Consider the following 13,092-nt stretch of genomic DNA (forward strand, 5'->3'; position numbering starts at 1 on the left):
GCCTGATCGTGCTCGCTTCACATCGCTCAGGTCTTGAACAGATCCGTTGCCATGCTTCGGAATCCCGCAAGGTTGTTGCCCGGGCGACGCTTGCCTGGGCGAACCGAATTACCAGGCTGAAGTGCCTCAGGAGCGAACGTGACGAGCTTGATCTGCGGTCTGGCAGCTTGCGCATCAGCCAGCTCCGCAGCGAGGGATTCCGCCATGGTCAGCGTTGGTGCCGGCTCGGTCTCGACCTCGGCGCTGGCTTGTGAGCTGACTTCTGCGGCAACGCTCTCAGCTTCGGGTGCAACATCAACGGCAGCGGCCACTGGAGCGGGAATCTCCGTTTCGACTGGATCTGTTGCCGCAGCTGGCTGCGATAGCTCCGAGTTGCTCAGGGCAACTGTTTGCTCAGGTTGCGACTTGGGTTCGGCTGCTTTTGCTGCAGGCTCTCCCAGCTCAAGGAAGAAACTCTTTCTGTTGAGCACCATGCCGGAGCGGGGAAAGCAACATCGTGATTATCCGTGCCTTGGTTCCCTTCAGCGCTGATGCTTAGGGCAGTGCAACACAGCCTGATGTTTTCCACGCCACTCACGCCACTGGAACTTCCCAGCCAGAGCGCCTCGCTCTGGCTCACCGCGCTGGTGATGAATGCTGTGCTGATTGCCTGGGCGCAGCGCTTTCCACTGCTCACCAAGGCCGGTTGGTGTCATGCAGGAATCCTTGGCACGGTGCTCTGGGGCTCGCTGGCCTGGCGCGGTTGGTTGGCTGTTGTGGCTTACCTCGTGCTCGGCTCTCTTGTCACCAAGCTGGGCTTTGCCAGAAAGCAGGAGCTTGGTCTTGCCGAGGGGCGAGGCGGGCGTCGCGGCCCGGAGAATGTGTGGGGATCGGCCTTCACCGGCTTTGTTCTGGCCTTGCTGATCGCTGCTGGAATCGGTTCACCAGCCTTGTTGCTGATCGGTTTCTCCGCCAGTTTCGCGGCCAAGCTGGCTGACACCTTCGGCAGTGAGATCGGCAAGCGCTGGGGCCGCACCACCCTGCTGATCACCACCCTGCGTCCCGTACCCGCCGGAACGGAGGGTGCGGTGAGTGTGGAAGGAACCCTGGCCAGTGCCGTTGGCAGTTTGCTGATGACGGTCGTGGTGGCTCTTCTTGGCCTGCTCCAATCCGGCGCTGCTTGTGCCCTTGTGCTTGTGGTGGGCTTCATCGCCACCCTGCTTGAAAGTCTTCTTGGAGCCCTGGGCCAGGACCGTTGGTCCTGGCTGAGCAATGAGCTGGTCAATGGTCTGCAGACCGCCTGGGCAGCAGGTCTGGCGATGCTTGCCGCCTGGCTTCTGGGGGTGTCCGGCTGAAGACCCGATCGGCCTCATGGCGCAGGCTGTTGAGGCTCCGTTTCAGTGACCTGCGCAGCACCGGACGCTCGATGCTTTCGCGCTGGCAGATCTCCTTCAGGGAGAGTCCATCGATCCAGTAGGCGCAAAGCCAACGGCGATGGTTCGGATCCAGCGTCTCCAGCGCCTGGATCAGCCATTCGCGTTGCGGATCTTCTCCCAGCTTTTCGGGGTCTGGAAGACGATCGATCCAGGCTTCATCCTCCGTGCAACCATCGCTGTTGCGGCGAGGCAGATGCAGTGATCGCAAATGTCGATCCCGGTGAGCAATGCAGGCCTCCTTCCAGCGATCGTTCGTGACCCCCAGTTGTTCAGCGAGCTGTTGATCTCCAAGCGGAGGCAGCCCGGCATGCAGCCGGCTGTTCTGCAGTTTCGTTCCGCGAGCGTGTAGCTCACCCAGTCGCCAGGGAATGCGCAGGGTATGGAGACGATCTCTGCGGAAGTGACGGATCTGGCCCGTGATCCTCGGCATCGCGTAGCTGCTGATGCGGTGACCTCGACAGGGATCAAAGGATTCAAGAGCCCGGATCAGCCCGTAGCGGGCTTCCTGCACGAGATCGTCGCGTTCGCCGAAACCGTTGTGCTGCAGACGGTTGGCACCGTGGTGAGCCAGTCCAAGGTGCATCAGGACCGCGTCATTTCTGTGCCGGGTTTCAGTGTCGATCCGTCGCCGCTGTTCATGGCGGCGTCGCCGCTGCAGCTGTTGCTGAACAGCCGACGGCTCTGTTCTGGTGGTCATTGTTGACTCCAAGCTGGAACGTCTTCAAATTCCGCCGAGTCATGGCCTTCTCACCTCCCCCCTGTGGATGAATGGGTTCGTCCTCAGGAGGGAGGCGCTATCCGCCCATCAGTGTTTGCCGGTTCGCCCGATCAGGTAGGAACTGAAGGCCAGCATCAGCACGCCTGCGCAGTACTGAATCAGCTCCGTGATGGAGGTCACCTCAAAGCTCACCATCACCTTGAAGGCCGTCACGATCAGAGCCACGATGATCACCTTGGTGAGCTTCTGCTTCAGACCATCAAGGTTCTCGATGTTCAGCAGGTTGCGTCGCATGGATGATTCATCGGTCTGTCGCGGGTCGATGTCGGAGATCACCAGCTCGTAGATGCCGTAACCGAAGATCAGCAGCGCGATTCCGATCAGGTAGTAGTCGATGCCCCCCACCACCTTTCCGATCAGCAGCGTGCTGTTGTCGTGGGTGAAGTCACCGCGAAGCACACTCGTCAGCACGCTGATCTCCGCGTAGGTCCCAATGGCAAAGCAGCTGATGCTGCCCAGCAGGCTCATCACAACGGGAATCAGCGTGACCAGACGAAACTTCCAGATCAGTCCTTCGAACCGGCGTTCCAGTCGGCTTGATCGGTGCTGGCTGGGTTTGTTCATGGCTGCGCTTTGTCTGGATGCATTCAGTGGTGAAGGTGAGACCTAGGCGAGGTTCTCCGTGGTCTGCGGTCTCGGCGGCGGTGGCGGGCCGAGAAGTGCCGGTATGGAGAGTCCCACAAGTGCAGTGCTCACTGCCAGGAACACAGCAAGGGGGAGGGGCCTGACCACAGGCTGGCGTTCCATCACCGTGCCGCAACGGGAGCAGACAGGCAGTGCCCCTTTCGGTGGGCGCAGCACGACTGCGGGACCACAACAGCAATCAGGGCAGCGGAATCGAGGCATGTACGGAGAGCATGTCGCTTCGTAAACAGCGGCGGTCAACTGATTGTGACAATCACCGGTTTTCAGTCTCTGGAGGGTCGACGTGGAAAGACCGCTGTCTTGGTGGATGAGCGGTTGCAGTGGATTCTCTGCAAGCCGGTGATGGCCAACGAGCAGGAGGCGCTGGTCATGTCCCGCAGTTGCAGTGCCAGGTTGCGGTTGGCCTTAAGGCTCAGCGACCGGTGAGGACTCCCGTCGGATCATCGCCGTCAAACAGCTGTCGATAGGCCGATGCGGTGATGCAGACCACCACTGGGATGGCCGCCAACAATCCAAAACCGAAGGCGATCAACCCCAGCAGGAGGATCACCAGCTGCATGACCTGAAGTCCAAACACAGTCCACCACTGTGTTTGCACGGTGCGGAAGCCTTCGCGAAGAGTGGCGATCGGTCCAAGACCCTTCACCACTGCGAGGAACCCAAGGAACATCTGGTTCACCTGGATATAGATGGCGATCACGGCTCCGAGCAGAAGGACCAGAACCGCAACAGGGCTGGTGACGATGGCGAGAGCCAGGCCTTGGATCTCAGTGATCAGGCCATTGATCAACTCGGAATTGGAGGCGTCAATGACCTGTATTTGGCTGTAGATCGACTGGGCGAGCTCTCCGGCATCAGCCGCTGTCACAGCGAGGATTGCCGCCGTTGCGCTGATTACACCCAGCAGCACGGTCAGCAGGAATTGCCGGCTGAACAGTCGCCAGATGGAAAGGACGTCGATCCTGATCAGATCGCCGAAGCTGGGCCGTTCCCTTTTGAGGCCGAGCCAGGCGCCGCGTATCAATCCCACGGTGGCCCAGAGGTCCACGAGGCTGCTGACGATGTATCCGGCGATTCCGGGGAGAAGATCCACCACTGTGGACAGCACGAACGCGAACAGGGCAAAAAAGACAAACGTCCAGGGTGTGCGACGGAACGTGGTCCAACCGTCCTGCAATGCGGTTCCAACCGACAGGCTCATCATCTAGAAGGCGACACCTGGAAGGTACCGGCCTCGCGAACGGGCTGCAGAAACCAACCCTGTGATCCACTCGATCGCGAGCTGAATGTCTGCATCCGCGTTGAGGCTGACAGTTGAACAGTTGTTCCTGACAACGACGATCCAAGGCAAAGACCGACAAAGTCAAGTGGCTAACACATTGCAGTCAGGGCCTTGGATTTGACATGATCATGCGTTGCCGTCAGTGGTCCTGCCATGCCCCTCAGCTCCCTGGTACGTCTGCTGCAGGTTTCAGCGCTGACCGGCGAGCTCGGCGAACGCATCGATCGCTCCGACCGGCTGCTGCTGCGCGGGGCCGGTCGTGCTGCGAGGGCTCTCGTCGCCAGTGCTCTGGCCCGCCGGCAGGAACGGCCTCTGCTCGTGGTCGTTCCAACGCTTGAGGAGGCCGGCCGCTGGACAGCTCTGCTGGAGCTGATGGGCTGGCGCAGTGCCCAGCTTTATCCCACCAGTGAGGGTTCTCCCTATGAGCCCTTTGACCCCACCAGTGAAATCACCTGGGGGCAGCTGCAGGTGCTCAGCGAGCTGCAGTTGGATCAGCAATGCCGAGATCTGGCGATCGTGGCCACAGAGCGCTGTCTTCAGCCTCACCTGCCGCCGCCTCAGGCACTCTCGGATCGATGCCGCTCTCTGCGCAAGGGCGACAGCATCGACCTTGAGGATCTGGCAACCAATCTCACCCAGCTGGGTTACGAACGGGTCTCGACCATCGACCAGGAGGGAACCTGGAGTCGTCGTGGTGACATCGTTGATGTTTTCCCCGTCAGCAGTGAGTTGCCGGTGCGTCTTGAGTTCTTTGGAGATGAGCTCGACAAGCTGCGTGAGTTCGATCCTGCTAGCCAGCGTTCGCTGGATCCGATCGAAAGCCTGAGGCTGACGCCGACGGGTTTCAGCCCTCTGATCGCCGAGCAGCTGCGGGATGCGATGCCGGAGGGGCTGGATCAACTGCTCAGCGATGAATGTCTCTCCGAGTTGCTGGAGGGTGGAACTCCCGAGGGCATGCGCAGGCTGCTGGGTCTGGCCTGGCAGCAACCCGCTTCACTGCTCGACTACCTCCCGCCCGACAGCTGTGTGGCCATCGATGAGCGACGCCATGGTCGCTCCCATGGCAACCAGTGGCTGGACCATGCCAGGGGGCACCACGACGAACTGGCGTTGCCGCTGCCGATCCTGCATCGCGACATTGAGGAGGCGATGGCTCTGGCTGAAGTCTTTCCCGGTTTCGATCTGGCTGAGCTGCTGGAGAGCGATGACCATCCCAATGCCTTTGATCTCAGCAGTCGTCCCGTGCCGGCCTATCCCAACCAGTTCGGCAAACTGGGTGAACTGATCAAGAACTACGGAAAGGAGAAACAGGCGGTCTGGCTGCTGTCTGCGCAGCCCAGCCGGGCTGTCGCACTGCTGGAGGAGCATGACTGCATCGGTCGTTTTGTTCCCAATGCCGCGGATGCGCCGGCGATCGAGCGTCTGATTGAACAGGGCACACCGGTCGCGCTGAAGACGCGTGGCACAGCTGACCTGGAGGGTCTGCAGCTTCCTGCCTGGCGGGTCGTTCTGATCACCGACCGGGAGTTTTTCGGGCAGCAGACACTCACCAGCAGTGGCTACGTGCGCCGTCGCCGCAAGGCCGCCAGTCGCACGGTCGATCCCAACAAGATGCAACCGGGCGACTTCGTTGTGCATCGCAATCACGGCATCGGTCGTTTCCAGAAGCTGGAAAAGCTGGCGATCAGCGGTGAGGCCCGCGATTACCTCGTGGTGCAGTACGCCGACGGCATCCTGCGTGTTGCAGCAGACCAGCTGGGAAGTCTCGGCCGTTACCGCGCCAACAGTGACGCACCGCCGCAGCTGAGCAAGATGGGTGGCTCTGCCTGGGTCAAGGCCAAGGAGCGAGCCGGCAAGGCACTGCGCAAGGTGGCGCTCGATCTCGTCAAGCTTTACGCCGAACGACATCAGGCGTCTGGATTCGCATTCCCTGTGGATGGCCCCTGGCAGAACGAGCTCGAGGAGTCATTCCCCTACGAACCGACCGCCGATCAGCTCAAGGCCACGGCGGATGTCAAGCGGGATATGGAAAAGTCGCAACCGATGGATCGTCTCGTTTGCGGCGACGTGGGTTTCGGCAAGACGGAGGTGGCGATCCGGGCCATCTTCAAGGCGATCACAGCCGGCAAACAGGTGGCGATGCTTGCTCCCACAACGGTGCTCGCGCAGCAGCACTGGCGCACACTTTCAGAGCGCTTCGCCCCCTATCCGATCAAGGTGGCTCTGCTCAACCGCTTCCGCACCAACAGTGAGCGCAAATCGATCCTGGAAGGCCTCAAGAAAGGAACCATTGATGCCGTTGTCGGCACGCATCAGTTGCTCAGCAAGAGCACTGTGTTCGACAAGCTCGGCCTGCTGGTGGTGGATGAGGAACAGCGCTTCGGTGTCAATCAGAAGGAGAAGATCAAGGCTTTGCGCAAGGATGTTGACGTTCTCACCCTGTCGGCGACCCCCATCCCGCGCACGCTCTATATGAGCCTGTCAGGGGTGCGCGAGATGAGTCTGATTACAACGCCACCGCCCTTGCGCCGACCGATCAAAACGCACCTCGCCGCCCTTGATGAAGAGGCGGTTCGCAGTGCCATTCGTCAGGAACTCGATCGCGGTGGGCAGGTCTTCTATGTGGTCCCGAGGGTCGAGGGTATTGAAGATGTGGCCAGTCAGCTGCGTCAGATGCTGCCCGGACTCCGCCTGCTGGTGGCGCACGGTCAGATGGCCGAGGGAGAACTGGAGAGCGCCATGGTGGCGTTCAACGGCGGAGAAGCCGATGTGATGCTTTGCACCACGATCGTGGAAAGCGGGCTGGATATTCCCAGGGTCAACACGATTCTGATCGAGGATGCCCATCGATTCGGTCTGGCGCAGCTTTACCAGCTGCGCGGTCGTGTGGGACGCAGTGGCATTCAGGCCCATGCCTGGCTCTTCTATCCCGGTCAGGCGTCTCTCAGTGAGGCGGCCCGGCAGCGGTTGAGAGCCATTCAGGAGTTCGCCCAGCTCGGTAGTGGCTACCAGCTGGCCATGCGCGATATGGAGATCCGCGGGGTTGGCAATCTGCTGGGGGTAGAGCAGAGCGGCCAGATGGAGGCCATCGGTTTTGACCTTTATATGGAGATGCTGCAGGAGTCGCTGGCGGAGATCCAGGGCCAGGACATTCCCTCCGTCGACGACACCCAGGTGGATCTGCAGGTCACCGCATTCATCCCCGCCGACTGGATCACCGATGCCGATGAGAAGATGGCCGCCTATCGATCGGCTGCTGAGTGTGTCACCAGCGAATCGCTGGTGGAACTCGCAGCCACCTGGGCCGATCGCTACGGCGCTCTGCCAGGTCCTGTTCAGTCGTTGCTTCAACTGATGGATCTGAAGCTTCTGGCGAAACGCTGCGGTTTTTCCCGAATTCGCCCCGAGAAGCCGAATATTGCTTTGGAAACGCCCATGGAGGAGCCTGCCTTCCGGCTGTTGCGCCAGGGTCTGCCTCAGCATCTGCATGGACGGCTTGTTTATCAGGCCGGCTCGGGTGCGACCGCCAAGGTGATGGCCAGAGGTCTTGGCGTATTGCCTATGGAAAAACAGCTCGAGGAAATCAAGAGCTGGCTTGAGCAGATGGCCGCTCAGATCCCTGATGCGGAGGGACTCACGGCCGATGAGCGCGAAAAGCGGCAAAGTGCCCGTAACGAGGCCGTTCTCAGCGTTTAGTCGTTTCCTGCCTCACGCTGATCGGCGCGAACATGAGAAAGTTCCGACACAATGCGCAATTCTTCGTTACAATACGGCCAGCTTTTAAGGCTACGTGGGCGAATTCATTGATCCGATCAGCGTCACAGGTTCCATGGGTCTGTTCTCCAGCCTGGTTGGAGCTGCTGCGCTCGGCGTTTATGCCCTCTGGCAGGACGATTCACAGAACAACGACGACGACGACTCAACCCCAGGCGGTGGATTGATGCAGCCTGTCGCCTGAACGAAGAATTCCTCTTCACATCCGGCCCAGTCACATTCACTCATAACCATCACCTGTTTGGGTGATGGTTTTTTGGTGTTCGCGTAAGAGGTTGGAACGGTCTTTCGCTGTTCATGGCATTTGAAACGGCCTTTCACCCGACGCTGGTGGCACCTGCTACCCCTCGTCTGTCTGGCACCGCTCACAGCCACCACTGTGCGTGCGGCGTCATGGGAGGCCATTGACGTTCTGCGCAACAGACTCACGCAGGCAGGTGTCACCGTGGTTCAGAGGGATTGCTCCCGACGAGGGCTGCAGGGCCTCTACCACCCGAGAAGCGACACCCTGGTGATCTGTCGTTCGCACAGGTCTCCAGCTCAGGTCTGGGACACCCTTGCTCACGAGGCGACCCATCGCATGCAGCGCTGCGCCGGCGGGCCCATTTCGAACCGCAAGCATCATCGCGCCATGTATTCAGCACTTGCTCGCAGTCATCCTGCGGAAGTGCGATCCATCCGTGTCTACCCCCGCCAGCAGCAGTTGGCCGAACTGGAGGCGAGATACACGGCAAAACTCCCTCCCAGCGACGTTCTGCAGCTGTTTGAGCGCTACTGCGGGGCCCAGCTGAGTGCCTGAGTCAATACCTCAAACAATCGTTCAAACACAAAGAGGTTTCATTCATGAATTCACTGCTGATGCAACTGGCCCTGGCGGCGCTGGGTCAGGTCGGCGGCAACGGCTCCCTGCCGATCAGCCCAATGCCGATGGGAGGCGTTCCGATGGGAGGTTTCCCTTCGGGTATGGGACTCCCGGTGATGCCTGTCTCGAGGCCGATGCCCCGGTACCCGACGGCTCCAGTGGCCCGGCAGGGACGCAGCTCGTCTCTGCAGCTCGCGTCACTGGCCACAGCGACCTGTCTGTTGCGGGAACGCCAGTTGAGCCGTGCACAGGCGGTTGAACTGCTCGACCGCCAGGGGCGGATATGGGGATGGCAACCGCGGTGGGGACAACGCATTCAGCTGGCAAATGTGGACCGGGCCATCAACGCAGCTGGAGGCTGCAGACGCATGGTGCGACGGATTCAGGAGAGCCCTGTCGCCATTCCGCCGATGGCAACCGTGCCGGTCACTCGAAATCCGCTTCGCGCCGGCAGCCGCAGTGAGCGCGAGGGGTTCGGTCTTTACCCTTACCGCTGAAGAGCGGAAATCAGATTCGCCGTTCCAGGTCGATAGGCCTGACCGCGTCCGGGTGAGCGCAACGCCTTGATCAAGGTGGTTTCGGCAGCCCGGTACTGGCTGTCCTTGCCGGTGCCGAGCTGCTCAACAGTCAGCGATTGGATCTCTTCGTCGCTCAGCTTGACGTCCACATCCGGGCGGATGCCGTTTTTGTGGATATCGGTTCCTTTGGGTGTGAGGTATTTGGCGATCGTGACCGTCAGTCCGGATCCATCAGAGAGACCTCGCACCGACTGGACCAATCCTTTGCCGAAGGTCTTCTGACCCACAAGCACGGCTCGCTTGTTGTCCTGAAGTGCACCGGAGAGAATTTCGCTGGCGCTGGCTGAACCCTCGTTCACCAGCACCACAACAGGACTGTTGGTCAGCGCACTGCCGGTTGCGCGACGCACGTCCTGAATGCCGTCGCGGGTCTTGGTGCTGACAATGGTGCCCTCATCAAGCCACTGCCGTGCAATGTCGATGCTGGCTTCCAGAAGACCTCCAGGGTTGCTGCGCAGATCGAGCACATAGCCCTCAGCACCCTGCGTTTCAAGCTCACGGATCGCCGCCCGCATTTCGCGGGCGGCATTGGCATTGAACTGCTTGAGCCGGATGTAGCCGACCTTTTTGCCATCTCCCGAGGTGTTGAGCCGACTTTCAACGGCATGGATCTCGATGCGTGCCCGCTTGAGCGGCACCGTCACCACTTCACCCTTGCGGCGCAGACCAAGTGTGACCTGGCTTCCTTCCTTCCCGCGGATCAGCTTGACCGCATCCTCCGTGGTCATCCCCCTGGTCGATTTGCCATCGATCGAAACGATCACATCCTTGGGTTGCACACCTGCTCTGGAAGCCGGCGTTCCCTCGATCGGAGACACCACGAGAATCTCCTTGGTGTCCTTGTCCAGGGTGATCTGAATCCCAACCCCGGTGAGCTCCCCGGAGGTGTCGATCTGCATCTCCTTGAACTCCTTCGGGTCCAGGAAGCGTGTGTAGGGATCATCGAGGCTGGCGAGCATGCCACGGATGGCTTCGTAAGACTCGTCGGTGCCTGCATAGCTCTTGGCCAGCAGATCTCGCCTCAGACGTGTCCAGGTTTCTGGGGAATACTTGCCTGAAGAATCGAGAAAGTCTCTGTAGACGATCTGCCAGACCTGGTCGATCACCTCCTTCGGACTGTTGGTGATTGAAGAGGAATTGGTGCTGGGAAGCCCTAGCCCAGGAGCTGCAACTGCAATTGCTGCGGTGAGTCCACCGGCTCCGAGGATCAGCAGCAGATTTCTGCTCTGCGAATCAGGCGAGAGAGGACTTTTGATGATCATTGCTGTCCTTTCGGCCCGAAACCTCAGATTAACGACTTCAAGCGGGATCCACCCAGCGGCCGTCGTCCTTGATCAACTGAATCAGGGCTTGAACACCCTCAGCCTCCGGCACCTTGCGGATCTCCTCTCGGCCTCGATAGAGCGCGATTGTGCCAGGTCCTTTCCCGACGTAACCGTAGTCAGCGTCAGCCATCTCACCGGGCCCGTTGACGATGCATCCCATCACAGCGATGTCCAGTCCGGAGAGGTGGGAGGTTGCGTCTCGAACCTGATTCAAAACCTCCTCGAGATTAAACAAAGTGCGACCGCAGCTCGGGCAGGCCACGTATTCGACCATGGTCTTGCGTAAGCCAATGGCCTGAAGAATTGAGTAACAGACTGGAATTTCCTTCTCAGGAGATTCGGTCAGCGACACGCGGAGCGTGTCACCAAGCCCCTCCGAAAGCAGCGTGGCGATACCTGCGGTGCTTTTGATGCGGCCGTAATCCCCATCACCAGCCTCAGTCACTCCGAGGTGAAGCGGGAAGTTGAAACCTGCATTGTCAAGTGTGTCGGCCATCATCCGATAGGCGGCGAGCATCACAGGTGCTCTGGAGGCCTTCATCGAGATCACGATGTTGTGGAAATCCAGGTCGTCGCAGATACGAACGAATTCCATGGCCGACGCCACCATCCCCTCGGGGGTATCGCCGTAGGTGAACAGCATGCGCTCCGCCAGAGAGCCGTGATTCACTCCGATGCGCAGCGCCTTGTTCTCCCTCTTGAGGGCTTCAACGAGTGGTGAGAATTTGTCCTTGATGCGCTCGCCGATGGCATCGAATTCCTCCTGGCTGAAGTCCTGTCGGTCGGGGTCAGGTTTGTCGAAGACGAACAGTCCGGGATTGATCCGTACCTTGTCGACGTGCTTGACCACCTCCAGTGCAATCCGAATACCGTTGTGGTGAACATCCGCCACCAGGGGAACATTGCATCCCTGGGCCCGCAGAGCGGCGCGGATCTGGCCCATGGCCTTGGCGTGAGCCAGTGTCGGGGTTGTTACCCGCACAATCTCGCAGCCCACATCCACCAGTCTGCGGATGCCAGCAACGGAACCTTCGATGTCGAGGGTGTCCTCATTGATCATCGACTGAACCGCCACCGGGTGTTCACTGCCGATGGGCACTTCGCCGACCATGACCGTTCGCGTGCGACGGCGGCGAATCACCGTGTCATAACGGGGATTGATGGCAACTTCACTGCCGCTTTCAGGAGCACTGGTCAAGGTGCCGGTCATGAATCAGACGGGTTCTGAGCCAAACCTTGGCATAGACGTCAACGCAATGACTTGTGTTTGTCCCAGTCGTGCCATCTTTGGCGCTCCAAGGCAGCGGTGATTGCGCTCCGTCCGGATGGCTCAGATCGCAGGCAGTGAATCCAGTCTTCGTCGGGCCTCAAGCAGATCCTGCATGGTCAGATGCTGCGGTGTTCCGACTTCACGGGAGCGGAAGCGCAGCAGATAGGAGGGGTGAAAAACGGGCATGAAATCCCGGCCCTCATGGTTCTGCCACTGCCCTCTCAGCCGGCTGATGCCGCTGCGGATTCCAAGCAGCGTCTCCAGCGCCGTCGCTCCTGCAAGCAGCACTAGGGCCGGATCAATCAAATCAATCTGTTGCTGCAGCCATGGTCTGGCGATCGCAATTTCCCTGGGTGTGGGTTTGCGGTTTCTGGGTGGTCTGCACTTGATCACATTGCAGATGTACAGGTCGTGCTGTTCATCCAGCCCCGCTTCGATCATCAGTTCACTCAGCAGCTGGCCTGAACGACCCACGAACGGAAGACCGCGTGCAGCCTCCTCAGCCCCGGGTGCCTCTCCGATCAGCATCAGGCGGGCATGCGGATTGCCTCGTCCAACCACGATCTGCTGATGATTGTCGAGCGTTTCAGCTTTTCGCTGACTGGCACAGATCTGTTCCAGGGTGATCAGATCGTTGCTCTGAAGCCGCTTGATTCGCTGGGTCATCAATTCCGTGTTCGATCTAATCCCGATCGCAGTACCAGAAGCAGAAACCTCTGTCCTTCAGGGTCCTCCAGCCAGCATTCCGCGCCGAAGGATTCCAGCCTCGGCTCTTCAGTGCTGCGACCGCCGAGTTCGATCACATGCTGCTGCCAGGCCTGCAGTTCCTCGAGGGGGTCAGTCTGAATCGTCCTTTGCAGACAGGGCGCCAGAGCCGAACCGGCGTCCGGCCATGGGCGGCTGCGGGAGGGTGTGTAGATCTGCAGCATCCCCTGAGCAGGCAGGGGAACAATCCAGTGATGATCTGCAACACCTGGCCTGGGACTGGTGCCGAGCAGATCTGCATAGAACCGCGCCAACTGCTGCGGCCTGCGCGAGGCCAGCACCCAGCTCAGAGAGATGTCAGCCGCTTTCATCGGGTCATGATCTCCGTTTTCGAGCCCGTCAGTGTGATCCATTTCCCTGTTGTGACTGACACCACATCAGGCAGGATGATCATGCCT

General features: G+C 60.0%; 15 protein-coding genes. 6 read left to right on the forward strand and 9 right to left on the reverse strand.

The window, feature by feature from the left end:
* Positions 1-26 precede the first annotated feature (26 nt).
* Positions 27-473 carry a hypothetical protein gene (locus tag SIB56_RS02625; RefSeq protein WP_413325118.1) on the reverse strand — a complete coding sequence of 149 codons (447 nt, stop codon included), beginning with the start codon at positions 471-473 and terminating at the stop codon, positions 27-29.
* Positions 474-557: 84 nt separating this feature from the next.
* Here SIB56_RS02625 and SIB56_RS02630 point away from each other — a divergent pair, with 84 nt between their 5' ends.
* Positions 558-1,334, forward strand: coding sequence for a DUF92 domain-containing protein (locus tag SIB56_RS02630; RefSeq protein WP_413325120.1), 777 nt, complete (start codon positions 558-560; stop codon positions 1,332-1,334).
* Here SIB56_RS02630 and SIB56_RS02635 read toward each other — a convergent pair.
* The 3 genes from SIB56_RS02635 to SIB56_RS02645 form a co-directional block, all read right to left on the reverse strand.
* The gene (locus SIB56_RS02635) at positions 1,261-2,112 is read right to left on the reverse strand and encodes a sigma-70 family RNA polymerase sigma factor (protein ID WP_413325122.1); all 852 of its coding nucleotides are present in this window, start codon (positions 2,110-2,112) and stop codon (positions 1,261-1,263) included. The genes SIB56_RS02630 and SIB56_RS02635 overlap by 74 nt on opposite strands.
* Positions 2,113-2,220: 108 nt before the next feature.
* On the reverse strand, positions 2,221-2,757 hold the full coding sequence (locus SIB56_RS02640) for a YqhA family protein (RefSeq protein WP_413325124.1): 537 nt from the start codon (positions 2,755-2,757) through the stop codon (positions 2,221-2,223).
* A 42-nt stretch (positions 2,758-2,799) separates the two neighbouring features.
* The gene (locus SIB56_RS02645) at positions 2,800-2,994 is read right to left on the reverse strand and encodes a hypothetical protein (protein ID WP_413325127.1); all 195 of its coding nucleotides are present in this window, start codon (positions 2,992-2,994) and stop codon (positions 2,800-2,802) included.
* Positions 2,995-3,084: 90 nt separating this feature from the next.
* On the opposite strand from SIB56_RS02645, the gene SIB56_RS02650 reads away from it, so the two are divergent.
* On the forward strand, positions 3,085-3,264 hold the full coding sequence (locus tag SIB56_RS02650; RefSeq protein ID WP_413325129.1) for a hypothetical protein: 180 nt from the start codon (positions 3,085-3,087) through the stop codon (positions 3,262-3,264).
* On the opposite strand, the gene SIB56_RS02655 is transcribed toward SIB56_RS02650, so the two are convergent.
* Positions 3,251-4,039 carry a hypothetical protein gene (locus tag SIB56_RS02655; protein WP_413325131.1) on the reverse strand — a complete coding sequence of 263 codons (789 nt, stop codon included), beginning with the start codon at positions 4,037-4,039 and terminating at the stop codon, positions 3,251-3,253. The genes SIB56_RS02650 and SIB56_RS02655 overlap by 14 nt on opposite strands.
* Positions 4,040-4,273: 234 nt before the next feature.
* Here SIB56_RS02655 and mfd point away from each other — a divergent pair, with 234 nt between their 5' ends.
* From mfd to SIB56_RS02675, 4 genes are all read left to right on the forward strand, one after another.
* Positions 4,274-7,816 carry a transcription-repair coupling factor gene (gene mfd / locus SIB56_RS02660; protein WP_413325133.1) on the forward strand — a complete coding sequence of 1,181 codons (3,543 nt, stop codon included), beginning with the start codon at positions 4,274-4,276 and terminating at the stop codon, positions 7,814-7,816.
* 94 nt (positions 7,817-7,910) lie between these two features.
* The gene (locus tag SIB56_RS02665; protein WP_413325135.1) at positions 7,911-8,078 is read left to right on the forward strand and encodes a hypothetical protein; all 168 of its coding nucleotides are present in this window, start codon (positions 7,911-7,913) and stop codon (positions 8,076-8,078) included.
* Between the two features lie 120 nt (positions 8,079-8,198).
* On the forward strand, positions 8,199-8,693 hold the full coding sequence (locus tag SIB56_RS02670) for a hypothetical protein (RefSeq protein WP_413325137.1): 495 nt from the start codon (positions 8,199-8,201) through the stop codon (positions 8,691-8,693).
* Positions 8,694-8,737: 44 nt separating this feature from the next.
* Positions 8,738-9,253, forward strand: coding sequence for a hypothetical protein (locus SIB56_RS02675; protein WP_413325139.1), 516 nt, complete (start codon positions 8,738-8,740; stop codon positions 9,251-9,253).
* Here the strand turns inward: SIB56_RS02675 and SIB56_RS02680 are convergent.
* The 4 genes from SIB56_RS02680 to SIB56_RS02695 all read right to left on the reverse strand — a co-directional run bounded on the left by SIB56_RS02680 (position 9,244) and on the right by SIB56_RS02695 (position 13,047).
* Complete coding sequence (locus SIB56_RS02680) at positions 9,244-10,596, reverse strand: S41 family peptidase (protein ID WP_413325141.1); 1,353 nt, start codon at positions 10,594-10,596, stop codon at positions 9,244-9,246. The two genes, SIB56_RS02675 and SIB56_RS02680, sit on opposite strands and share 10 nt — an antisense overlap.
* Positions 10,597-10,633: 37 nt before the next feature.
* Complete coding sequence (ispG, locus tag SIB56_RS02685) at positions 10,634-11,869, reverse strand: (E)-4-hydroxy-3-methylbut-2-enyl-diphosphate synthase (protein WP_413325143.1); 1,236 nt, start codon at positions 11,867-11,869, stop codon at positions 10,634-10,636.
* Between the two features lie 120 nt (positions 11,870-11,989).
* Positions 11,990-12,595, reverse strand: a complete 606-nt coding sequence (locus tag SIB56_RS02690) for a uracil-DNA glycosylase (protein WP_413325145.1) — start codon at positions 12,593-12,595, stop codon at positions 11,990-11,992.
* The gene (locus SIB56_RS02695; protein WP_413325147.1) at positions 12,595-13,047 is read right to left on the reverse strand and encodes a VOC family protein; all 453 of its coding nucleotides are present in this window, start codon (positions 13,045-13,047) and stop codon (positions 12,595-12,597) included. The genes SIB56_RS02690 and SIB56_RS02695 overlap by 1 nt, the downstream gene beginning before the upstream one ends.
* Between the last annotated feature and the right edge of the window lie 45 nt (positions 13,048-13,092).

Origin of the sequence: Synechococcus sp. MIT S9503, assembly GCF_047304175.1 — a bacterium.
In the GTDB taxonomy this organism is placed as follows: Bacteria; Cyanobacteriota; Cyanobacteriia; order PCC-6307; family Cyanobiaceae; genus Synechococcus_C.